We start from the raw sequence: 24,770 nt of genomic DNA, 5'->3' as shown, positions 1-24,770 counted from the left end.
TACTATCTTGGAACCTTTAAATCCTACCCCTATGATCAAACGTTTCAGTGCGCTCTTATTATTAGCCGGAGGACTGACCGCTGTTGCCCAGGTTCCGACCGCAAATTTTAACGCCGTTCCAACGGTCGTCTGTCAGGGCTCAAACGTGAGTTTCTTTGACGCTTCTACAGGCGGACCAACTGCCTGGTCGTGGAGCTTTCCGGGAGGAACTCCTGCTACCTCTACAAATCAGAATCCTACGATCACCTATACTTCACCGGGGGTATACAATGTAACGCTTACCGTTTCCAACGTGAACGGAAGTAATACACTGACTCAAACCAACTATATCACTGTACAGAATCCTCCCAGCACACCACTGGCAGGCCCCGATCAGCAAATATGTAATGATACCGCCACACTCCAGGGGAACACACCCACTTTTGGAATAGGTACCTGGAGCGTGATTTTTGGAGGCGGAGTGGTAAGCCAGGTAAATAATCCCTCTTCAATTGTAACAGGACTTACTCCCGGCATCAACATCCTGATATGGACCATTGCCAATGCGCCCTGCTCACCGCTGGACGATACCGTCCGTATTCTGGTTGACTTGCCGCCCACTCCGGCTAATGCAGGACCGGATCAGAATATTTGTCCTCCGAATAACTTTACCACCCTTGCGGGAAATACGGTTTTTGTGGGTTCTGGTATGTGGACGCTTCTGAGCGGGAACGGAGTAGTTACTACTCCCACTTCTCCTACCTCCGGAGTCACTTCACTGGGTACGGGTGCCAATCAGTTTATCTGGACCACCAGCAACGGAACCTGCCCGCCTTCCATGGATACGGTAACGATCAACTATCTTACACCTCCCTCCATCGCCATCAATCCGCCGAGTCTTTTTCTCTGTTCCGGTAATTCTTTTACCCTGCAGGCTACCGGAGGACTTACCTATACCTGGGCACCTGCTACCGGACTCAGTGCCACCACCGGATCTTCTGTGATGGCAAATCCCACCACCACCATCACCTACACTGTTACGGGAACGGATGTGAACGGATGTACAAATACGGGTACCACGATTATCACCGTTACGCCTTTTCCTACGATTACAGTGAGCATGGCTAATACCACAACCTGTTCAAATTCACCCATGCAGATAACTGCTTCCGGCGCCAACGGCTATACCTGGTCTCCTGCTTCCGGACTCAGCGCAACAACGGGCTCAATCGTTAGCTGTCTTCCTACGGCTTCCACTACTTATACCGTAATCGGTAATACGAACGGATGTACGGATACCATCACGTTTACAATGAATGTGATTCCTGCTCCCACCGCCACAGTAAATCCTCCGGCAGGGTTGATTTGCCAGGGAAACAACCTCAATCTTACGGGTGGTGGAGGAGTAAGCTATAACTGGTTTCCTTCCACGGGTTTGAGTGCAACAACAGGTGCCACAGTTACGGCCGCCCCCACGGTTACCACGCAGTATTATGTGATTGCCATCGCAGCAAACGGATGTTCCGATACTGCGGGAACACTCATTGTGGTAAATCCTCCTCCCAACGTCAGCATCACACCCAATAATCCAAGCGTTTGTACAGGAGACTCACTGACGCTTATTGCTTCAGGATCGCTCAATTATTCCTGGTCGCCGGCCACCTTCCTGAGCAGCACTACCAATGACACGGTCATGTGTATTCCCACAACCACGGTTACCTATACCGTTACCGGAACAGCGTCCGGATGTCCTCCCAGTACCTCTACCGTAACCGTTACTGTAAATCTGACACCAACGGTTACTGTAACACCCAACACCATCGCAATTTGTCAGGGAAGTTTTACGAATCTGACGGCGTCCGGTGCCAGTTCCTATACCTGGGCACCGGGAGGAACATTGAGTTCAACTACGGGAGCTATTGTTACAGCGATGCCAACCACTGCTACATCCTATACCGTAACCGGCACTTCTGTGAACGGATGTACTTCTACAGCCATAGTGAATGTGAACGTGAACCCGCTTTTTATGGTAAATACGGCCGGCATGCCTGCAACCTGCGGTAATCCGAACAGTGGACAGGCTACCGCCACCACCAACGGAGGAACAGCACCCTTCACTTATTTATGGAATGATCCATTCGGTCAGACCACACAAACCGCCTCCGCGCTGACTCCCGGCACCTATACCGTGATTGTAACGGATGCTAACGGATGCAGCCAGACGCAGTCGGTAACCATCACTTCACTGAATACGATGGCTTTGAATATGCAATACGCGGATCCGCTCTGCAGCAGCGGTAATACCGGAACAGCAACAGTAACGGTTACATCAGGCACGACACCTTTCACCTATAGCTGGAACACCGTTCCGGCTCAGTCAACGGCACAGGCAACCGGACTTGCTCCCGGCACCTACACGGTGGTGGTGACGGATTCCTCGGGATGTACCCAGTCTATTGCAGTAACCCTTGTCTCTCCCCCTGCGCTGTCTCTTGTTACGGATACTACGGTTTCGCAGTGTAAGCGGAACGACGGTGGAGCACATGTAACCTCGGTAAGCGGCGGAACTTCGCCTTACACCTACCTGTGGAATAACGGCGGAACGAATAATGAGATTGAAATGCTTGCCCCCGGAACGTATTCTGTGCTGGTAACCGATTTTAACGGATGTACGGATTCGGCATCGTTTACCATTGTGGACTGGACCACCGAGTACTGTGTGTACCTGACCAACGCGTTCTCTCCGAACGGCGACGGCCAGCACGATACATGGTACATCGAAAATCTGGATTATTATTCCAATGTGAGTCTGGAAATCTTTAACCGCTGGGGTCATCTTGTCTTCAGGGAAGATGACTACAAGAATAACTGGGACGGGAAGGATGCCAAAGGCAAGGCATTGCCCGGAGGCAGTTACTATTACGTTTTGAAACTCTCACCCAATGATGAACCCATCAAAGGCATACTCACAATCCTGAAATAAGTTGCACCCGAAAAAAGCATGACCATGAAAAAGATCATCATCACCATCGCGTTCGCTGCAACCTGTTTCCCGTGCGTTCTGAATGCACAGCAGTTGCAGATGTTTACCCAGTACATGAACAACAACTTCGTGATCAACCCTGCACTCGCAGGTTCGGAGACGGAGTTTGCTCCGCTTCGTCTGTTTGTCAGGGATCAGTGGACAGGAATGAACCTCGACGGGAATCCTAAAACACGCACGCTGAGTTATCATACCGCTCTGCTGGACGGTAAGATGGGAATAGGCGGTTATCTGTTCAACGACCGTTTCGGTGCAGTCACGCGTACCGGAATCAATGCCTCCTATTCTTACACCGTTAAAATCGGAGAAACCGACCGCTTGTCATTCGGTGTTTCCGGCGTATTTTACCGCTTTCACCTGGCTACTGACTCACTCATCTTTGATGCCCAGGGGAATACCGATCCTGTGGTGTACAACAATGCCGGCGATTTCCGTACGTATAATCCCAATGCCAATTTCGGAATCGCCTACACCGGTAAAAGCTTTTGGATCGGTATCGGTGTTCCTGATCTGATTCCGTTCAAGATCGCCGCGAATGACAGCTTCTATGTTGTGAAGGAAGTACCGCATATCTATGCTTCCCTCGGCTATAAGATCAAGCTCGCGGAAGATATGTTTCTTGAACCGTCGTTTATGATTAAGCGGGTAACCGGCGCTCCCGTGCAGGTGGACTTCAACGCAAACCTGAAGATCAAAGGAAAATTTAATATTGGAGGAACCTTCCGGGCCGGAGATGCTGTGGCCGTAATGGCAGGATACCGCTTCAAGGAATTCTACATGGTTGGTTATTCTTATGACTTTGTGATCAGTGATCTGAGCACTTACAATGCGGGCGGAAATCATGAGATCATGCTGGGAATAAATCTTACGAAAAGAAAGAAGGAGGAGGGCGGAGGCGATGCTCCTAAGGACGAAACGCCGAAAGATAACCCTGAGGAGAAGAAGGACGATAGTAAGGAACAGAAGTAATACAGAGCCCCCCGTTGCGGGGGCTTTTTAAAATTATGGCGGCGAGACCGGGAACTTTAGCCATCCTTTTTATACTTTTTATCTGCCTGAATCCGGCAACAGCCGGTCGGGAGGATTCGCTTTTGCATGTGGCAAAAAGCAGCAAGGATAAGCGGGCGGCTGCGGCAGCCTACATTGAACTGGGGGAGCTTCTGCAGGGTTCCGATTTTAAACTTTCCTACGAATACGCGCGGAAGGCTTGTGTATTGTACAAACAGGCGAATGATGTAAAAGGAATGGCGCGTGCCTATTTTAACATGGGATATTCACTCACCGACCTGGGTAAGCTGGATGAGTCGCTGAATAATTACCTGCTTGCCCTCGATATGTATGCACAGACCGGCGATGCACTCGGTGAAGGAAAATGCCTGAATGACATTGCCTACATCTACCAATACCAGGGAAACCTTCAGGAAGCAATGAATTATTATAAAAAAGCGCTGGAGATCTTTGAAGGCGTTGGCGACCGCGAAAACATAGCGGCTACCACCAATAATATCGGGTTGCTGCTGCATTCTCAGGATGATTACAAGAACGCACTGACTTATTATCTGAAGAGCATTGAGATGAAGAAAGAATTGGGAAATAAGAAGAGCCTGGCAATGTCTTATAATAACATCGGGACCATCTACCTTGAGAACAATCAGTTGAATCTCGCCATGGAGGCCATGGAAGAAAGCCTGAGACTCCGAAGGGAAGCGGGAGATAAAGCCGGTGAAGCGCAGTCGCTTGTGAACATCGGTGCGATTTACCGGAAGTATCCCGATTATCCCAAGGCACTGAATTATTTTTTGGAAGCATTGAAAATACAACAGGAGCTGGGCAACCGGATTGACCTCGGCATCAATCTGAATAATGTGGCGTCGGTTTACCTTCGTACGGGTGAACTGAACCTGGCGGAGAAATACGCCTTCCAGGCTTATACTACCGGGAAAGAACTTAATTATGCCGATCTGATCAAGGATGCCAGTAAGCAATTGTCTACGATCTATGTGCTGAAGAACGACTATAAAACCGGTTACAAATACCTGGTGGAATTCAAAAATATCGAGGATTCACTCATGAGCGCCGATGCAGCCCGGAAGATGACGGAGTTGCGCCTGCAGATGGAATTTGGCAAGGAAAGAGTGGCGAAGGAGAAAGAAGCGGAACAGAAGGACTTATTGTATCAGTCTGAAATGGACAAGCAACGGGTGATCCTGATCTCCACTATCACGGGCGCACTCATCCTGATTGTCTTCTCTGTTTTCCTGTTTAACAGGATGCGGCTGATCTCACGACAGAAGGAAATAATTGAGGAGCAGAAAACAGAGGTGGATGTTAAAAACATACAGCTGGAGAAGGTATACCGCGAAATCAACCTGCGCAACGAAGAGATTGAGGAGAAGAACAAAGATATTACAGACAGCATCAAATATGCCAAGCGCATACAGGAGGCCATTCTTCCCCCCGATGAGTTTCGTAAGGAATTACTGCCCGGATCTTTCGTGCTGTATCAGCCGAAAGACATCGTGAGCGGTGATTTCTACTGGTTTGAACGCTTTGGCAAATGCGTAATGTTTGCGGCGGTGGATTGTACCGGTCACGGTGTTCCGGGTGCATTCATGAGTATCGTGGGAAATAATCTGCTGAACCGCGCGGTGAATGAATTCGGACTGAGCAAGCCACACCTCATTCTTAACTCGGTGAACAGGGAACTCACAAAAACGCTCCATCAGGAATCAGAAGAATCCTCCGTGAAAGACGGAATGGATATTTCACTCTGTTCATTTGACCCCGGCACTATGAAACTGGAGTTTTCTGCCGCCTACAATCCGCTCTACCTCATCCGGGAAAGTCAGCTGATTATTGTGGAGGGAGATAAGTTTCCGGTGGGCGCCTTTGTAGGAGAGGAAATACGCCAGTTCTCCCTGAAGGAAATTGCGCTCCAAAAGGGAGATGTTCTGTATATTTTTACTGACGGGTATTCCGATCAGTTTGGCGGCCCGCGGGGCAAGAAGTTTAAATACCGGCAACTGCAACAATTGCTACTCTCCGTTCATCTGCTTCCGCCGGAGCAGCAAAAGGAAAAACTGCTGAGGACTTTCCTCGACTGGAAGGGCGAGCTTGAACAAGTAGACGATATTTGTATTATCGGCCTGAGGGTATAAAAATGAAAGCCGCCGCCGGTACCGTTGCGGCAGCGGCTTTCTCCTGATCTGCCTATCGGATCAGGCTTACATGCCCGGTGAATGTATGTTCTTTTTGCGCAAAATCCCGAAGAACTACTCTGTATACGTACACATCTTCCTGTGCAATTTCATTCCCTCCGTTCGCCCGGCCATCCCACCCCCTGTATAAATTTTCGGTTTGGAATATCAGCATCCCCCAGCGATCGAATATCTCCATCTTGTAACTCGTGATCTCATCACCTTCTCCGCGAAATTCGTCGTTCATGTGATCCCCGTTAGGTGTAAAGGCATTCGGAATGTAGAACGTGAATTCGGGATCCACCTTCACATCCAGCCAGGCCGTATCGGGGCACCCGGCGGCATTATTGGTGACCAGCATTACACGAAACGTATTTTCACTGGTATACGTGTGTACCGGATGCTGTACCGTGGAAGTATTGCCGTCGCCAAAGTCCCAGTACCAGGAGGAGGCATTGGTACTCTGATCGGTAAAAGTGATGGTCGGCGAAAGGTTCGTGGTGTACACGGGATTCGCCGTGAATTGTGCCTGTGCAGAGAGATTCACAGTTACGGCAGCCCATGTGGTGGCGGTTCCTGTACATCCCCACGGCGAGGTGATGGTTACTGTTATGGTATACGCTCCTGTTTGTGTGTACTGATGTACAGGATGCTGGGCGGTGGAATAATGCCCGTCACCGAAGTTCCAGTTATATGTGCATCCGAAGTTCGCCGATGCTGTATCGGTGAAGGAAACCGTAGCAGCATCACATCCGGTGGAAGTAACCGGACTTAAAATGATCTGCGGAATCGGGTTTACCACAATCGTGACTGCGGAAGTTGCACTTATACCGCAAATGTTGGTAACGGTAACAGTGTACGTAGTGGTAGCCGTGGGATATACGTTGATAGGACCGGGTCCGCTTCCGAGGTTATGCGACCAGGAGTAGGTTACCGGTCCTGTGAATCCGGAAACCGATGCACTGATCTGCGCCTGGGAACCGGCGCACACTGCCGGGGTTCCGCTGGTGGAAATGTTGGCGGAGCTAAGCTGAAAAACGCTTAGGATTACAGTATCCGGACCGGCAGTGCAACCATTGGCATCTGTCGTGATTACGGTATAAATGGTGGTATTGTTCGGCCCAACGATATGGGCAGGACCAAAGCCAAGCCCCTGATTCCATAGATAAGTGTATGGTCCTGACCCGCCGTAGGAATTGGCGCTGATAAGCGTGTTTTGTCCGGGGCAGATGGTATCGTTACCCGATGTTTGGGTGAAAAGCGGCGCAGGTTGCGTAATCACAACAGTGGTTACCGCCGCGCATCCGTTGTCGTCGGTGATCGTAAGTGTATAGGTGCCGGCACTCAAACCGGTGGCGGCCGCATTGTTCTGCGGAGGTGTTGTATTCCATTGATAGGAGTACGGGAAGGTGCCTCCGGTAGCATTGCCTGTTGCGGTTCCATTGGTTCCGCCGTTACATGTTGCCGGAGATACATTGGACACTGTTGCAACCAGCGGGGTCGGCTGGTTCACCGTTACTATTACAGTTCCTGAACATCCGTAAATGTCGGTGATGATTACATTATAGTTTCCGGATGAGAGGTTGGATGCGTTTTGGGAATTCTGAATGGGAACGGTATTCCATGAAAAGGTATAGGGTGCCGTTCCACCGGAGGGAGATACGGATGCAGAACCGTTATTCCCTCCGTAACAACTTACGGGGGTGGAACTGAACGTTGCTGTTACTGGCAGGGGTTGATTGATCACTGCATTCATTGTGGAGGTGCATCCGTTTGCATCAGTCACTATCACCTGGTAGGTTCCTGCACCCAGGTTATTTGCGGTTTGGTAGATCTGGGGCGGATTTGTATTCCAGAGGTATGCATAGGGTGGAGTTCCGCCGGTGACCAGTACGGAAGCAGATCCGTTTGTATCGCCGAAGCATGTTACATTGTTGAACGCACTCAGCGCAGTCTGAAGCTGGGGTGGTTCTGTAATGAGAATATTGATAGTTGCAGTACAGGCATTCGCATCTGTTACTGTTACAAAGTAATTCAGTGCGGAAAGATTATTGACCGTTGCGGTGGTAGCTCCGTTCGACCACTGGTAGGAATAAGGACCGGTTCCGCCGGCGGGAATCACCGTTGCTGAACCGTTACTGCCGCCGGCACAGGTAACCGGGCCCTGAACGGAGGTAAGTGAAAGCAAAGCCGGAGCGGTAATTGTGACGCTTGCAGTTGCGGTACAACCCGGACCATTGGTTACCACCACTGAATAAGTTCCGGCGGTAAGATTGGATATGGTAGCTGTGGTTCCGCCGTTCGACCAGAGGTAAGTGAAGGGCGGCTGTCCGTTCACATTGGCGGTGGCTGTTCCGTTATTTCCGCCTGCGCAGGAAACCATGGTTGACAGCATCTGAATGTTTCCCGGCATGCCGTTGTTCAGTATGGTTACAGTGGCACTGCCCTGGCACCCGTTAACGTCGGTAACAACCACGGTGTAAGTGCCTGCACCCAGGCCGTTTTGTGTGGCATTATTGCCAAGGTTTGGTAGCCATTGATATGAATAGGGCCCCGTACCTCCGCTGGCACTCGCTGTGGCAGAACCATTGCTGGCACCGCAATTCGCATTCGAACCCACAATGCTCACATTTATTCCGGAGATGTATAAGCAGAAGGAGTAGGTCTGACTTCCATAAACCGGACAGTTGTCATCCTGCACCGTTACGGTGAAGCAGTGCGGCGCCGGGCCTACGTTAGCTGCGGTAGGAGTCCAGGAAAATGTTCCTGTTGGCAGCGGACCTCCGCTCACGGTGAAGGTGGCTGCGGTGATACCATTGTTCCAGGTCATAGTGATGTTCTGTCCCGGATCCGGATCCAGTGAGTTGGTAAAAAAATTGATCGGTGCCCCGGCGCATCCGTTCAGTACATATACTCCGGTTCCGTTAATTCCGTTGATCGAAGGGTTGATGTTGGAGCACACCTGAGTCTGAACCTGAATGTCGCGGATCACGGATCCCACCAGTTGGTTATTCCTCCACTCTTCTACACGTACGGCCATAACGGCCACCTGAAGCAAGGTAGGGGTCATACATATATCTCCTGTTTGTGTGTTGAAACTAACCGGTGGAGTACTGGCAAGGGGCTGCACAGCGGTATAGGGGGGCAGAAAAGTTACGGTGGTCAGTGGTCCGGTGGCGGGAGGAATCAGAGAATAAACAAGCAAATCGCCGTCAGGATCGGATGCACCGTGGTTGAAACAGAAAGATTGACCTACACAAATGTACGGTACCGGACGGTTCGTGAAAGTGGGAGAGGAGTTGCAGGGGAAATTCAGATTGTCGAGCCTGGCTTCTACATAGATATTTTCCGCACCCGGATTGTTGATGGTGGAAATAGCAGCATTCCGGCAGCAAAGGGTGAAAGAAAAAATCCAGTCGCTGCATGCGGGTATATTGGTTACACCCTGGTAAATGTATTCGCGCACCCCCGGGTTGTTTCCGTTGGTACATGTGGTGGTTTGAGAAGGACAGATGGGAGTAACTTCAATTCCCGTATTGGGAACAGGGTTCAGCGTGAGCTGAAAATTCTGGTTGCAGGAAGCGGATGAGCAATCGATGGTAACATTGTTGGGAGCATTGGCGCCGGAGCAGTCGCGGTAGAATTTAAGAGTGAATTGATATTGATTTCCTCCAAGGCATTGATAGGTGAGATCAGCGCCTTGTGCGTGTGAAGCATACGCTTCTGACGTGGTGAGGATGAACAGTACCATGAACATAGCCCATGATACAAGTTGGAAGGTGTAACGGCACAACATAGGACCTCCGTTTTTTAAGGCAGTGAGACATGAAGCAATGAACTATACCCCCTTTAACGACAGGGGATTTTGATGGTTTCGGAAGTCTAAACAATTTAGACGACGGCGAGGTTTGTGAGGAAGATCATAATGAGTTTTAAGACCAACGCACCTTTTTCTTCGTCGAAGGAAGGGTAACGGAGGAATAAGTTATAAACAGTTTAGGCGCGGATCCCAATCACCAGCACATCATCTACCTGCTCGAATTCGCCTTTCCAGATTTCGAATTCTTCCCGTAGCTGCCGGTGGATTTCTTCCATGGGCCGGGCATGATTAAGCATGAGCAGGCGCTTGAAATTCTTGGTCATGAATTTCTTCCCTGTGCCACCTCCGAACTGGTCCGGGTATCCGTCGGAGAATATATATAAGGTGTCTCCGGGTTTCAACTGTAGATGATGTTCTTCAAAATGCTTTTCTTCATTACCGGATCCGCCGATAGGAAACTTACTCGCACGGACCTCTTCGATCTCCGGAATATTTTTCCGGATGATGTACAATGGTCGGTTGGCTCCGGCATATGATACAGCCAGTGAACGCCTGTTCAGATGGATGAGAGCGATGTCCATCCCGTCCCGGGTTTCAGAATCTGCGAGGTGTTGTTTAAGCGCTTTTCGGAGGTCTTCATTCAGCGCCGAAAGAATGCGCCCCGGCTGGTGGATATTTTTCTCATTAACGATTTGGGCAAGGAGGGAAGATCCGATCATGCTCATCAGCGCACCGGGCACCCCGTGTCCGGTACAATCGGCCGCCACAATGAAAACGTCGTCTCCTTTTTCCTGGAACCAGTAAAAATCGCCGCTCACCACATCGCGCGGCATGAACAGAATAAAGGAATCTGCCAGGCTTTTCTTTAATTCAGCTGCCAGTGGAAGTGTGGCTTCCTGTATTCTCTTCGCGTAGTTGATGCTGTCTTTAATATCTTTATGCGCTACATCTACTTTTTCTTTTTCTTCGCGCAGCTCCCGGGTGCGTACCGACACTACGTTTTCAAGATAGGCCTTTTCTTCCTGTAATTTTTTCTCCCGCCGGCGTATATAATACCATATCCCCGCCAGCAGGCTCAGTACGCAAAGTGTATAAAACCACCAGGTCATATAAAAGGGCGGAGGTATAATGATAATCAGGCTGGCTTGTTGTTCGTTCCAGATACCGTGATTATTGCATGCTTTTACTTTTAAAACGTAGCGGCCGGGACTCAGATTTGTAAAAGTGACAAAACGGGTAGTACCCAGTTCAACCCATTCTTTGCTGAGTCCTTCCAGAAAATACTTATACCGGTTGCGCGCCGGATCGGAAAATTCCAAGGCGGCGAATTCCAGTGAAAAGAAGTAATCGGAATAGGCGATTTCAATTTCAGGAAGTACGGAGATTGTTTTTGATTGGGGCACTTCTTCGTTCATCACGGTAAGTTTCGTGAAGATCACAGGAGCGGGTGTGCTATTGAACGCAATGGTTCGCGGATCAATCATGTTGAAACCGTTTACTCCTCCGAGGTAAATACGGCCTTGCTTATCTCTGTAAATGGCATTCAGAAGAAACTGCCGGCTTTGAATTCCGTCGGCGGGTTCCAATAAACGGTAAGCCGGTTGACGCATATTCATGATATATAATCCTTTGTTTGTGCTTATCCAGAGACGTTCCTCTTCGTCTTCGGTAAGCCCCATGATTTCGGCATCTCCCGGCCCTTCGGCGTCTGCGGTATGGATAGTGTAGGTATTGGCAGACTCCTGATAACTGCACATGCCTCCGGCTGTACCGATCCAGAGGCGGCCGTTCTGACTATACGTGAATGTATATACACCTTTGGAGAGCAATGTGCGGACTTCTTTGTTGCCGGGTTTCATACGGGTGGACTTCCCGGTTTTGGGATCAAACAGATCAAGGCCTTCAGAGGTTGCCAGCCAGAACTTTCCGTCGGGGCGCTCCAGCAGATAATAAAGGATATTACTGCTAAGGCTGTTGCTATCGGTTTCTGAAAAGGAATACGTTTCAAATGTATCCGTGGAAGGCAGGTATTTCGCCAATCCTTCTCCCGTGGTACAAAACCAGACTCCGCCTGAAAGATCGCGATGGATCCAGTAACAGGTGTGATAAGGGAATTTTCCTCCCTGGTCGGTGGAGGTGTAACAGGTGAATTTCTTTTTTTTCTCATCCCAGAAATAAACTCCGGCGCCGTTGGTTCCCAGCCACAGATCCCCGGTCTCCGTTTCCAGAATCGCCTGCACAATGGTGTTGGTAGTGGGTACATCGTCCGTTCCGTCCGGAAAGGTTTTTATAACGCTGGCGTAACCGCTGACGGGATCAAATTCATGTAGCGACCTGGAAGTACCAAGAAATATTTTCCCGTTTTTTCCTTCAGCGAATCTCCAGACTACGTTGGAAGCAAGGGTGCCTGTTTTTTTTCCGCTGGCCCGGTAATGGCGGATAAGATGTGCAAGCGGATCGAAGAGGCAGGCTCCTCCGTGCCAGGTTCCGATCCAAATCAGACCCGACCGGTCACGGAGCAGTGAGAGCGTGGTTTTGTCGCTCAGGGAGCGGGGGTCGTCCGGATCACTTTCTGTATAAATCATCTTCTGCGATTGCGGATTCCAGATGCCCGCACCGTGTTCGGCAGTAGCGAGCCAAATCCGTCCCTGGCGATCTTCTGTGAAGGAGGAAACAAGTGAATACCGGATGTGCCGAAGCCAGGACGAGGAATCTTTGCCTGAGAGGATCTGTCCGGAAGAAGGTTCGTACACATTCAGTCCGGCATTCCAGCAGGAGATCCAGATAGTTCCTTTGGAATCTGCAAAGATATTTCTGGTTTCATTGCTGTTAAGTCCGTTGGCGGTGGTGAAATGTTTCAGGATTTTTCCTTCGGTATTAAGGCAAACGACCCCGTTCTCCACAGTGGCAACCCAAATGCTCCCGGTTTTATCGGCAATGATCGCACGTATATGTCTGGAAGGAACGGACTGAAAGGGGAGATGTTTTATATTGCCGGTGGAAGTATCCAGAATGCTGATCCCACCTCCCATTGTCCCGATCCAAAGCTGACCTCTTACAAAAAGCAATGAGCTGACATTTCCGTCTCTGAGTTTTTCCGGCCGTGTACTGTCGGCGCTTAGATTATTAAAATGGCCGGAGGAAGGATGGAAACGGCTGAGTCCGTTGCGGGTTCCGATCCAGAGTTCACCACCCGTGCCACAGGCAAAACTGCGGATGCCGTCATGGCAAAGTGAAAAACTATCCGTTGGGTTATTTTTAAAAAGTGTAAGGCTATACCCGTCGTATCGAACCAGTCCGGATGGTGTTCCCATCCAGATAAAGCCAAGGGAGTCCTGTGCTAGGGCGTTTATGGTGTTAACCGGGAGTCCTTCATTTACTGTAATCCGGCGCAATTTCAGTTCCTGTGCCCGGAGGGGAGCCAGGGAAAGACACAATGCGCTGAGAACCAGCAAAAGGTGCGGAGTCATAGAATGCGAAAATTACAATAAATCAGGATGAAGGAACAGGAAAGTTTGCGGAATTTTGGTAAGTTTATGGTTACAAAATCAGGCACATGAGAAATTGCATTTTAATTACGATGGCGTTGTTTTGCGGTGTAGCTGCGGCCCAGAACAGGGCAATACAGTTTGAAACCGGAACATGGAAGGAGATACTTGCAAAGGCAAAAAAGGAGAATAAGCTGATCATGATGGATGCGTACACAACATGGTGCGGACCATGCAAGTGGATGGCGAAGAATGTTTTTACGAACGACACAGTGGCAGACTTTTACAATTCCAGCTATGTGAACGCTAAATTTGACATGGAGAGTGGTGAGGGAATTGAGTTGGCAAAAACCTACGGAGTTCAGGCCTATCCCACCTTTCTTTTTATTGACGGTAGCGGGAAGCTGGTTCACCGGGTATGCGGATCTGATTCTCCGCAGAATTTTATTCAGAAAGGAAAAGACGCGCTGAAGCCGGAGCTTACCTTACTCTGGCTCGAGGAAAAGTTTAACACCAGCCCCGGCGATGCCGCTATTGTCGCAGCGCTGTTTACCGCATTGTCAGATGGATGTGCGCCGGTAGGAGAGCGGGTGGACAAGTATTTTTCCCATGTGAAGCCGGAGGAGTTTTCATCGCGTTTTAACTGGAATATGCTTTACAGGCATATTACCTCATCCGCTTCACCGGCGTTTGTTTACCTGTTGAAGCACCAGGATGAATTCGGAAAGAAGTACACTGCGGATTCGGTGAGCCGGAAGATTCAGAATGTATATGAACGAAGTTTTGCAAAAATTGCGCGCTCCAAAGATAAGGTGGCGCTGGACGCAATGGAGAAGGAAATCCGGGCGAACATGGCTGGCGATGCCGATGGAATTATCTGGAAAGGGCAGATTGCGTATTATAGCGCAGTCGGCGACTGGACATCCTTTGCTGCAGTAACGGTGAAATACGTTGAGAAATATGCAATGGAGAACCCCTCGCAGCTGAATTCGTTCGCCTGGAAGTTTTATGAGAGTGTGAGTGACAAAGCGATGCTGGAGCATGCAGCGCGTTGGGCAAAAAAATCTGTAGAGCTCGATAGTAAATATTACAATAACGACACCCATGCATCCATTCTGTACAAGCTGGGAAGAAAAGCTGACGCCAGGGCGGCAGCTTTAAAGGCTCTTGAGTTGGGAAAGGAGGCGGGGGAAGATGTGAAGGAAACTGAAAATCTTCTGAAGAAAATCGAGGAATTGAAATAGTAGGCAATGGTTAGTGTGCAGCAGGAAGTTCTGCTGCACACTGCATACCAGTAACTACATTCTTCATTTAAATCCCCAGTTATACTTATCCAGCCCCAAAAGACACTCCTTCAGAAGACTGATGCTGTGCCGGATGTCGTTCTTATCCGCCATTTCAATTACCTGATGTATATGCCGCGTTGGAATGGAAATACATCCTGCAATGCTTCCACCGGCAGTCATACCCTGCAATCCCGCTGTGTCAGTGCCGCCCGCCGGTAAAATTTCCATCTGGAAGGGAATCTTCTTTTTTTGTGCCGTTTCGCGCATATAGTTCACCATCCGGTAATCGCAGATCACCGAACCGTCCATGATCTTAATGGCGGTACCCTTTCCCATGTGTGTGATTACTTCGTGATCTTTTGAGCCGGGAACATCTACAGCAAGGGTTACATCCAGACCAAATGCGAAGTCAGGTTGGATCTGAAGTGCAGAAACCCTGGCGCCGCGGATTCCCACTTCCTCCTGTACGGTGAATACGGCATACACATCGTAGGGTGAATTTTTTAATTCGCGCAGTACCTCAATAAGTATGAATACGCTGAGCCGGTTATCCAGCGACTTACAATTCACGCAGTTCCCCATTTCGATCAGTTCCCGCTCGCGGGTAACTGTATCCCCAACTTTTATGTACTTTTCCACCTCCTTCCTCGGCAGTCCCAGATCAATGTAATAATCCGTGATGGGTACCACTTTGGTCCGTTCTTCCGCGGTCATGATATGGATGGGCTTGGAGCCCATTACCCCCGGAAGATCCTTCTTCCCATGTACCATCACACGTTGCGCAGTAAGCGTCTTTGGATCAAAGCCGCCCAACGGAAGAAAACGCAGAAAGCCCCTGTCGTCAATGTGCGTAACCATGAACGCAATCTCATCCATGTGTGCCGCAATCATCACTTTTTTGTTTTTCTTTCCTTTTTTGAAGGCGGTAACATTCCCCATATTATCTACCGTGACTTTGTCGCAAAGTTTTTTTACTTCGCGGATCACCAGTTCACGCACGCGTTGTTCGTGCCCGGGCGCTCCGGCGATTTCACAGATCTGCTTGAGAAGTTTTACGTTGATAGCCATAACTTTCGGATTAAAGTGTTAAGGGGGATAAAGATGGATGATTAAAAGGGGAAGGTAACAGATACATGATGAACAACACCTCCAACAGGAGCGCTGAGTTTTTTAATGATTACTGTGCCGGAGTGCACACCATTAAGATCTTTTATTCTACATGCCATACGGCCGGCAACGGTTTCAATTAAACGCGACCGGACAGCCATTTCTTCTCTGGCGATGGAATAGATGGCCACATAATCTACCGTGTCGCGGAGCGAGTCGGTTTCCGCTGCCTTGCCTAGGCCGGCCTCTACCGTAACATCCACAAGATATTTACCGCCTACGCGGGCTTCTTCCTCCATGCAGCCGTGGTAGGCATAAAACTCCATTCCGGTTACTTCTATCTTACCCATCAGTTCTTTTCAAGAAAGTGGCGAATCCGTAAAAGTACTTTTTCTTTTCCCAGCAGCGAAGTCATTTCAAACAATGCCGGACCACCGGCCATTCCGCTTAACGAAACTCTGAACAATTGCATGACCTCGCCGGTTTTCACGCTGTTTTCCTCGCAGGTTTTTTTGAAGCACTGCTCTATGGAAGGAGCGGAGAAATCGCCGAGTGCACTAAGTGTTCCGGCGAACCTTCGCAAGAATTCCTTTGACTTGTCGTTGAGACGTTTTTTAACCACCTCAGAATCCCAACTTGCAGGTTCTTCAAAAAAGAAGCTTCCCAGACTCCAGAATTCTTCTACAAAACAGGCCTTTTCGAGAATTAGTTTTACCACCGACTCAATATATCCGGCGGAGGCAATTACATTTTTCTGATCCAGTATCTTTTTCCAACTGGAAGCAAGCGCTGCTGTGCTGTGCCTGCGGAGGTACTGCTGGTTGAACCACTTTGTTTTTTCCGCATCGAACTTCGCTCCGGCTTTACTTACGCGCTCCAGTGAAAAATCCCGGCACAGTTCTTCGAGGCTGAAGAGTTCCTGGTTGCCGCTGGGATGCCATCCAAGTAATGCAAGCATATTGATGAAGGCCTCAGGAAAATAACCTTTCTCTCTGTAGCCGGAGGACATTTCGCCGGTCACAGGATCTTTCCAGTCGATAGGAAATACCGGAAAGCCCAGGCGGTCTCCGTCGCGCTTGCTTAACTTTCCGTTGCCGTCTGGTCTCAGGAGCAGGGGCAAATGCGCGAACTGAGGCATTACCGTTTCCCAGCCGAGGTATTTATATAATAATACATGAAGCGGGGCGGAGGGCAGCCATTCTTCGCCGCGGATCACATGCGTGATCTTCATCAGATAATCATCCACCACATTGGCCAGATGATAGGTGGGCATCCCGTCGCTTTTGAATAGTACCTTATCATCCAGCTGCCCGCTGTGAACCACCACCCAGCCACGGATGAGATCCTGTACGCGAACTTCCTCATTGCGTGGAATCTTTATGCGGATAACATAGGGAGAACCACTTTCCAGCCGCTTTTTTACCTCATCCTCCGAGAGGGTGAGAGAGTTTTTCATGTTCTGCCGCGTTACGGCGTTGTAGGAGGAAGGCATTTTTGCAGCTTCCATGCGTTGGCGCATCTCTTCGAGTTCCTCTTTGGTGTCGAAGGCATAATAAGCGTGGCCGTTATGAACCAGTTGCATGGCATACTCACGGTAAATGCCTTTTTCCTTGCGTTCGCTCTGACGGTACGGAGCGTGAGGTCCGTTACCGAATCCTACGCCTTCATTGGGAGAAATACCGCACCAGGTAAGACTTTCTATGATATAGGCCTCAGCTCCGGGAACAAAACGTTCCTGGTCCGTATCTTCAATACGAAGTAAGAAGTCGCCCTGGTGCTTTTTAGCGAAAAGGTAATTATACAGGGCGGTTCGCACTCCGCCCATATGAAGCGGACCCGTGGGAGAAGGGGCAAATCGTACTCTGACTCTACGGTTTTCGTCGCTCATTTTCAGAAGGGCAAATATACTGGTTTCTGTTTTTATACTTAGATTTACCAGTGCTTTTACTCACCCCTCAGCATTTTGCTGATTATGAGCTGCTGGATTGCGGCCATTTCCTCAAATTAGAACGTTTTGGAGGGTTTGTTACCATCCGACCGGAACCGCAGGCGCTTTGGGATACAGGATTAACGATGCAGGAATGGGAAAAAGGGGCCCATGTGAAGTTCATCCCCAAATCTTCTTCTTCCGGTGAGTGGAAGAAACTGAAAAGCATGCCCGACCGGTGGCAGATTTCCTATGGTGAGGGCAGCCGCCAGATGCAATTACGTCTTGGACTTACCTCTTTCAAACATGTAGGAGTTTTTCCGGAGCAGGCCGTGAACTGGGATTATATTTACGAAGCGGTACGGGCACTGCGTACAGATAAGCCGCGCTTTCTCAATCTTTTCGCTTATACAGGTGCTGCATCACTGGCGGCCTGCGCGGCAGGTGCTGATGTAACACATGTGGACTCTGTTAAACAAGTGGTAACATGGGCCAATGAGAACATGAAACTTTCAGGACTCGATACCATACGGTGGGTGGTGGAAGATGCCCTGAAATTTGTAAAGAGAGAGGTGAAGCGTGGCAATACCTATCACGGGATTATACTGGATCCTCCTGCTTACGGACATGGTCCGGATGGGGAAAAGTGGAAACTGGAAGAAAATCTCAGCGAGATGATACGTTCCGTTCTGCAGTTACTCGACCGCGGAGAGCATTTCCTGATTCTGAACGCTTATTCGCTCGGGCTTTCTGCTTTAGTTACCGAAAACCTCCTTCGGAAATATGCAGGGAAGAATCTTGAAACGGGAGAGCTTTATCTGCAGGCGAAGACAGGAAGCAAACTCCCCCTCGGAATTTTCGGAAGATTCACGCAGAGCCGATGAAGCGGTATCTCCTTTTTTCATTCTTTATGTTCTGCCTGTCGGGCGTTTCACGGGCGGGTGTATCATTGGATTCTCTGGAGAAAATAGCCGCGGGAAACAGGCAGGATACAGCGATGGCAAATACGCTCAATGCACTGGGACAGGAGTACTACCGTTCCGGGGATGAGCGGGGGGAAGCGATCTACCGCAGAGCCCTGAAAATGGCTATGGATCTGGGATATATTCCGGCACAGATACAATCCTGCAAGGGCCTGGGAAACATTTTGTCGAATCAGGGTCAGTACCAGGAAGCCATTGAATTTTATACGAAAGGAATTCAGCAGGCGGCAATGATCCATGATTCGCTTCAGTATTCCACGATCATGAATAATCTGGGACTGATTTATTTTGACAAAGGCGATTATTCCCGTGCGATGGATTATTATCTGAAAGTACTGGCCATTGCAGAACGTCATGAATATACCAGTGTACTGGGCTTATGTACCGGGAACATATCGCTGGTGTACTTCCGTCAGAAAAATTATACCCGGGCTATGGAATACGGGCACCGTTCGGTTGCGTACCGCCTGAAGACCAACAATCCGCTGGTGCTTCCCAATGCCTACAACAACCTGGGTATCATTTATGAGGAAACAGGGGAGTGGGAGAAAGCCATTCAGGAATATAGGAGGGCGCTGGCCATTGCCCGGCAGATAGGTTCAGAAACAAAATCAGGCGCCTACATGGATAACCTGGCCAATGTTTTTTTAAAAATGAAAGAACTGGATTCGGCCAACCATTACAATCAAAAGGCGTACGAGCTGCGATTAAAATACGGCGACAGCCTTGGCGTGGCTAATTCGCTGATCAACCGGGCGGCCATTTTCATTGAGCAAAAGCGGCTTAAGGAAGCGGAGGTGGAACTGCAGAAATCGCTGGTTCTGTGCAAAAGTGTTGGTTTGCTGATGCAGGAAAGAGAATGTTATAATTCACTCGCCGGATTGTATTCACTGACCGGAAGGTATCAGCTGGCCAATGAAATGCTGCTCAAGTACATGGTGCTCAACGACAGTATCCAGGGTACAGAGGTTTCTACTCGTATTGCGCAGATGGAATCTGTGATGGAGCTGGAAAAAAAGGAAAACGAAAATATTCTGCTTAAAAACGAAGCTTCGCTGAAGGACGCACAGATCGCGCAGGAGCGCACTTTCCGTTATTTCCTATTCGGTGTTGTCGGTCTCGCACTGGTGCTGATTGGTCTGGGTTGGATGGCTTACAGGAACAAGCGGGAACACAATAGGATACTGTCCGACAAAAATGTACTCATAGAAGGCCAAAAGAAAGAAATAACAGATAGTATTAATTATGCCCGGAGAATTCAGGCGGCGATTCTGCCGGAGGAGAAAGAACTGAAAAAAGTGTTTCCTGAATGTTTTATTATGTATCAGCCCAAGGACATCGTGAGCGGGGATTTTTACTTTTGGGAGAGTTCGGCCGACGGATTTTACCTCGCCTGTGCTGATTGCACAGGACACGGAGTACCGGGAGCACTGATGAGCATGGTTGGGAAAGAAAAGCTGGCGGCTGCCATAGGACAAAGTAACCAAACAGGAGAAATCTTATCCCGCCTTAACCGGCTGGTAAAAACAACCCTCCGGCAGGACGCAGGCGAGGATTCGAGCCGCGACGGAATGGACATCGCACTTTTGAGGTGGGAAAACGGAAATTTACAGTACAGCGGGGCCAACCGTCCGCTCTGGTACTGCAGGAACGGAATCATAACGGAGGTTAAACCCACCAAGGCGGCCATTGGCGGATTTACCGCAGACGATCAACCATTCGAAACCCATACGCTTACTCCGGAGAAAGGCGATATGATCTATCTCTTCACAGACGGTTATGCGGATCAGTTCGGTGGGAAGGACTCCAAAAAATTCACTACGAAACAATTCCGGGAACTTTTGCTCAGGTTTTCGGACCTGCCGGCCGATGAGCAGAAAAAATGCCTGCAAAATACTTTCTCAGAATGGAAGCGCAACCTGGAGCAGATTGACGATGTACTGGTTATCGGACTGAAAATATAACCCTACTGAGATTCCGGGTGGTGTGAGAAAGCGGTTCGGTTACCGGGGCAGTTTCTTTACCTCTTCTTCCAGTACTGTAATGAACTGCGGATCTACGGGGTATCCGAGTTCTTTCGCTTTCAATGCATCGCCCAGGGCCTCCCGGTATCTGCCTACTGTGAAATGGGTGCCCGCCCGGTTATGCCATGCCACCGCAAGGGTAGGGTTGTAGTGAATGGCTGCATCATAGTCATTCAGCGCTGCCTGGTAGTTCTTCAGATAGAAATAAGCCAGTCCCCGGTTGTAGAAGGCTTCAGCGTAATCGGGTTTCAGAGACAGAGCCTTGTTGTACATCTCCAGGCCGCGCTGATGATCTCCTGCAAGGGTCAGCGCATCAGCATAGTTGTTATAAAGTTTCGGCGACATTTTATCGTGCTGCTCCGCATCGGCCCACAGGGTAACACTGTCCTTCCAGACTTCTGTTCGCTTCCTGGCCTGGAAGGCCATGAGCAGGGTGAAGGCAATAAGTGTTCCCAGAACGGCATGCTTGAGCCGGGGTTTCTTTTCCACAAGATACCAGGCGCTCTTTGCCAGAATAAAAGCCAGTCCGATGTGCGGCAGGTAAGAGTACCGGTCGGCCATCACTGCACCTCCCACTGGAAGAAGCTGCAGCACCAGCCCTACCGTAATGAAGAAAAAGGCCGCACCGAATAGTACAAACCGGCTCTTCCTGAAAGTCCAAAGTGCTGCACCAATGCCCAGCACAAATACCGGTGCAATGCTATATAAACCCGGTTTATCTACTCCCGGAACAGGAAATGAATAAAAGCAGGAGAGGTCTGACGGAAGAATGAATTTCAGTACGTATTGCATGGTGCCGTAGCAGGCGAACAACAAGCGATCGGCATGGTCGTACAGCACATTCCCCTGGATAGCTTCAAATTCTTTTTGTGCCTCAATTGCTTCGAGTCCAAAGTATACGGATACGGCCAGAAAGGGAAGTTTTTCCAGAAGCAGCCGGTAGTGCATCGGACGTTTATAGTAGTAGTCGAGCGCCAGCAGCAGGATAGGAAGACTCACGGCAACGGCTTTGGAAAACAGCGAAAGCAGGAAAAGACCAAATGTGAGGAGATAGAAAACGTAGTTATTCTTTCTTTCGATGAAAAAGATCCACGACAGGAGTCCGGCGAGGTAAAAAAAAGCGAACAGTACATCTTTTCGTTCCGCAGCCCAGGCAACGCTCTCAACGTGCATGGGATGCAGGGCAAAAAGGGCAGCCGTGAATCCTGCGATCCAGTTGTTTTCCGAAAGTTTGAAAAAGAGGAAAAACACCAGTACAGTGCTCAGCAGGTGCAGGATGAGATTGGTACGGTGGAAGGGTACCGGATCCAGCGTTTTTGTTTGTTCGTTGTAGGCGCTCTGGTAATCCCAGGCCAGGGTCCACATGCTCAGCGGATGGTAGTTTCCCATCACATGCGGCACCTCTTTAAAATGTTTCCTGAACGAGCCGTCTCCGAGATTTTTATTTTCGGTAATGTATTCGTCGTCATCCCAGTTGGTCAGCTGATTGTCGAGGGAAGGCCAGTAGACCAGTGCTGTCAGCAGGAGGATGACAAGCGGAAAAAGATAATAGAACCTGGTTTTTACGGGAAGCTTAGCCACTTCCGCAAATGTAATAAATCCTTAGATGGACTTGTTTACAAGTAAACGGAAGCCCTTGCCATGGATATTGAGGATCTCCACGCGCGGGTCATCTTTCAGAAATTTACGGAGCTTGGTTATATAAACATCCATAGAACGCGCGTTGAAGTAGCTGTCGTCGTTCCACAGCGTTTTGAGCGTGAAATTCCGGTCCAGCACTTCGTTCTCGTGCATGCAAAGCAGTTTTAAGAGGTCTGCTTCACGGGTGGTAAGTTTCTGCTCCTTTCCGTTGATGCTGAGTACTTGCCGGAGATGATCGAATTTGAAAAGACCCACAGTAAATTGTGTTTTTTCAGGCTTGGGTGCTGCCTGCAGTGACGTGCGCCGCAGAATAGCCTGTATGCGCATCATCAGCTCATCCATACTGAAGGGCTTGGTAATGTAATCGTCTGCGCCGGCCCTGAAGCCTTCAATGGTGTCTTCTTTCATGGATTTGGCAGTGAGGAAAACAATCGGAATGTTTTTATCCGATTTTCGGATCTCCTTTGCCAGAGTAATACCATCCATTACGGGCATCATCACATCCAGAATGCAGAGGTCGAATTTTTCTTTGCTGAATTCGGAATACCCCTCCTTGCCGTTGGAGGCCAGTTTGCTCTCATAGCCTTTTGCTTCCAGGTAATCTTTCAGCAGTGACCCCAGGTTGGGATCGTCCTCCACCAGGAGCAGGCGGGTCGTATTTGCGCTCATAATTGTTCTTTTGGAAGATAAATGGTAAAGGTGCTTCCCTTACCCGGAATGCTTTCTACATTTACATTTCCGTGATGACGCTCCACCACGGTTTTCACATAACTCAGTCCCAGCCCGAAGCCTTTTACATTATGCAGGTTGCCGGTTGATACACGGTAAAGTTTATCAAATATTTTTTTCTGATTCTCGCGGCTGATTCCAATCCCCTTGTCCTGTACGGAGAGTTCAATGCCGGCGGCCGTATTCCGGGTACTGATCGTAATCTCCGGTTCGCCCTCCGTGTACTTCACTGCGTTGTCAAGTAAATTGTAGATCACATTCGTAAGGTGTATGCGGTCGGCGGTGATCATACTGTCGGACGCGTCCGGGTGGTGCAGGATCTTCCCTCCGCGCTGGTCTACCTGTAATTGTATGTTGCCGGTGGCCTGATTGAGAATCTGGTGCAGATCCACCGGAGCAAGATTCAGTTTAAACTCCTCTTTATCCAGAATAGCGGTTTGAAGAATGTTCTCCACCAGTTTCCCGAGCCGTTTGTTTTCCTCACTGATCACACCCACATATTTTTCAGATTTATCTTTCGGCAGGCTTACCGTTTTGTCTCCCAGTACTTCACAGGCCAGATTAATCGTGGAAATAGGCGTTTTGAACTCGTGCGTCATATTATTGATAAAATCATTCTTCATCACTGAAAGTTTCTTCTGCCGGATAATGGTGATCACAAAGTAATAAAAGGAGGAAATAAGCACTACCACCAGCAGCACAGAGGCGGAGAGCATCATCCAGGAGTTTTTGAGCAGATAGCTTTTCATTTCCGGGAAGTGAACCGCCAGGAATTTTGGCGGCGCAAGAATATTTTCCGGAGCCAGCGCTACCTTGTAAGGCGAGGCGGTGAATGGATCATATACCTTGCCACCCTTGTGATCCATGATATAGAATGCGTAGGGGGTGTTAATGCCGCGCGACAGGAATTCTTCGTGCAGGACAGAATCAATGAAAGAACTTTCGTCCGGAAACTGATCTGTAACGGAAATCACCACTCCATGTTCAGTAATCTCATTCACTACTTCGTTCATCAGATTGTTACGATAGTCGATCCAGCCGGAATTTGTATTTAATACTTCGGAAGATTTATGCTCCGGATTGCCCACTACCACTCCGTGAATGTCACCGGGTACAGGACATAGCACCTCGCATTCCGGATCGCAGCAAATGCTGTCACTGAAACGGCGGGAAAGCAGTTCCGTCCGGTTCTGCTTGAGCGATTTCCTTTCGTGGAAATGACGGCATTGGTTTTCGGCATGGCGGCGGCTGTGAAAGGGGGTGTTGATACTGACCTGACGCATACGGCAAAACATTTTATGTTTCTCCGTTTTCATCGCCACCGTGTACATGGCTTCACTCACTTGCTGATTAAAACGTTCTTCCTTAACGGCTACAGCATTTTTCATCCAGTAGATCTGAATGAAGAGCAAACCCGCAATTGCCAGGCCGGCAAAGGCAGAAAACCAGATAAGATTACTCTTGTTCACCTCACAAAATTACCCCGAATTCGGGCTAAATTGCTGAGGGTTAACACTTTTTAACAGCGGAGGATCAGCGTACTAAG

At 49.3% G+C, this 24,770-nt stretch carries 14 protein-coding genes; 6 read left to right on the top strand and 8 right to left on the bottom strand.

Annotation, left to right across the window (positions count from 1 at the left end; genetic code table 11):
- Positions 1-31: 31 nt before the first annotated feature.
- Genes IT233_08530 through IT233_08520 form a run of 3 tightly spaced genes read left to right on the top strand, consistent with a single transcriptional unit; the run spans position 32 to position 6,180 of the window.
- The gene (locus IT233_08530; protein ID MCC7302674.1) at positions 32-2,962 is read left to right on the top strand and encodes a gliding motility-associated C-terminal domain-containing protein; all 2,931 of its coding nucleotides are present in this window, start codon (positions 32-34) and stop codon (positions 2,960-2,962) included.
- 24 nt (positions 2,963-2,986) lie between these two features.
- Positions 2,987-3,991 carry a type IX secretion system membrane protein PorP/SprF gene (locus tag IT233_08525; protein MCC7302673.1) on the top strand — a complete coding sequence of 335 codons (1,005 nt, stop codon included), beginning with the start codon at positions 2,987-2,989 and terminating at the stop codon, positions 3,989-3,991.
- Between the two features lie 35 nt (positions 3,992-4,026).
- Positions 4,027-6,180: a tetratricopeptide repeat protein gene (locus IT233_08520; protein ID MCC7302672.1), complete on the top strand. Its 2,154-nt coding sequence runs from the start codon at positions 4,027-4,029 to the stop codon at positions 6,178-6,180.
- A gap of 52 nt (positions 6,181-6,232) precedes the next feature.
- Here IT233_08520 and IT233_08515 read toward each other — a convergent pair whose 3' ends face one another.
- The gene (locus IT233_08515; GenBank protein ID MCC7302671.1) at positions 6,233-9,970 is read right to left on the bottom strand and encodes a gliding motility-associated C-terminal domain-containing protein; all 3,738 of its coding nucleotides are present in this window, start codon (positions 9,968-9,970) and stop codon (positions 6,233-6,235) included.
- Positions 9,971-10,215: 245 nt separating this feature from the next.
- The gene (locus IT233_08510) at positions 10,216-13,509 is read right to left on the bottom strand and encodes a SpoIIE family protein phosphatase (GenBank protein MCC7302670.1); all 3,294 of its coding nucleotides are present in this window, start codon (positions 13,507-13,509) and stop codon (positions 10,216-10,218) included.
- An 86-nt stretch (positions 13,510-13,595) separates the two neighbouring features.
- Here IT233_08510 and IT233_08505 point away from each other — a divergent pair, with 86 nt between their 5' ends.
- Entirely contained in the window at positions 13,596-14,771 is a 1,176-nt protein-coding gene (locus tag IT233_08505; GenBank protein ID MCC7302669.1) for a thioredoxin family protein, read from the top strand.
- 63 nt (positions 14,772-14,834) lie between these two features.
- On the opposite strand, the gene IT233_08500 is transcribed toward IT233_08505, so the two are convergent.
- The 3 genes from IT233_08500 to IT233_08490 are packed head-to-tail and all read right to left on the bottom strand — an operon-like array spanning position 14,835 to position 17,808.
- Complete coding sequence (locus tag IT233_08500; protein ID MCC7302668.1) at positions 14,835-15,881, bottom strand: M42 family metallopeptidase; 1,047 nt, start codon at positions 15,879-15,881, stop codon at positions 14,835-14,837.
- 41 nt (positions 15,882-15,922) lie between these two features.
- On the bottom strand, positions 15,923-16,270 hold the full coding sequence (gene folB / locus IT233_08495) for a dihydroneopterin aldolase (protein MCC7302667.1): 348 nt from the start codon (positions 16,268-16,270) through the stop codon (positions 15,923-15,925).
- Entirely contained in the window at positions 16,270-17,808 is a 1,539-nt protein-coding gene (locus tag IT233_08490) for a glutamate--tRNA ligase (protein ID MCC7302666.1), read from the bottom strand. The genes folB and IT233_08490 overlap by 1 nt, the downstream gene beginning before the upstream one ends.
- 50 nt (positions 17,809-17,858) lie before the next feature.
- On the opposite strand from IT233_08490, the gene IT233_08485 reads away from it, so the two are divergent.
- Both IT233_08485 and IT233_08480 read left to right on the top strand, forming a co-directional pair.
- A complete protein-coding gene (locus tag IT233_08485) occupies positions 17,859-18,731 on the top strand; it encodes a class I SAM-dependent methyltransferase (protein ID MCC7302665.1) in 873 nt (290 codons plus the stop codon).
- Positions 18,728-20,794 (top strand): tetratricopeptide repeat protein, encoded by a 2,067-nt coding sequence (locus IT233_08480; protein MCC7302664.1) that lies wholly within the window; start codon positions 18,728-18,730, stop codon positions 20,792-20,794. Before IT233_08485 ends, IT233_08480 begins: the two co-directional genes overlap by 4 nt.
- A 39-nt stretch (positions 20,795-20,833) precedes the next feature.
- Here the strand turns inward: IT233_08480 and IT233_08475 are convergent, their stop codons facing one another.
- Genes IT233_08475 through IT233_08465 form a run of 3 tightly spaced genes read right to left on the bottom strand, consistent with a single transcriptional unit; the run spans position 20,834 to position 24,693 of the window.
- Positions 20,834-22,435, bottom strand: a complete 1,602-nt coding sequence (locus IT233_08475; GenBank protein ID MCC7302663.1) for a tetratricopeptide repeat protein — start codon at positions 22,433-22,435, stop codon at positions 20,834-20,836.
- Between the two features lie 21 nt (positions 22,436-22,456).
- A complete protein-coding gene (locus tag IT233_08470; protein MCC7302662.1) occupies positions 22,457-23,164 on the bottom strand; it encodes a response regulator transcription factor in 708 nt (235 codons plus the stop codon).
- Complete coding sequence (locus tag IT233_08465; protein ID MCC7302661.1) at positions 23,161-24,693, bottom strand: HAMP domain-containing histidine kinase; 1,533 nt, start codon at positions 24,691-24,693, stop codon at positions 23,161-23,163. The genes IT233_08470 and IT233_08465 overlap by 4 nt, the downstream gene beginning before the upstream one ends.
- Positions 24,694-24,770: the final 77 nt, after the last annotated feature.

It is taken from the genome of Bacteroidia bacterium, from assembly GCA_020852255.1.
Lineage (GTDB): Bacteria > Bacteroidota > Bacteroidia > JADZBD01 > JADZBD01 > JADZBD01.
Note: the sequence above shows the minus strand (reverse complement) of the source record. Positions and strands in the feature narration are given on the sequence as shown.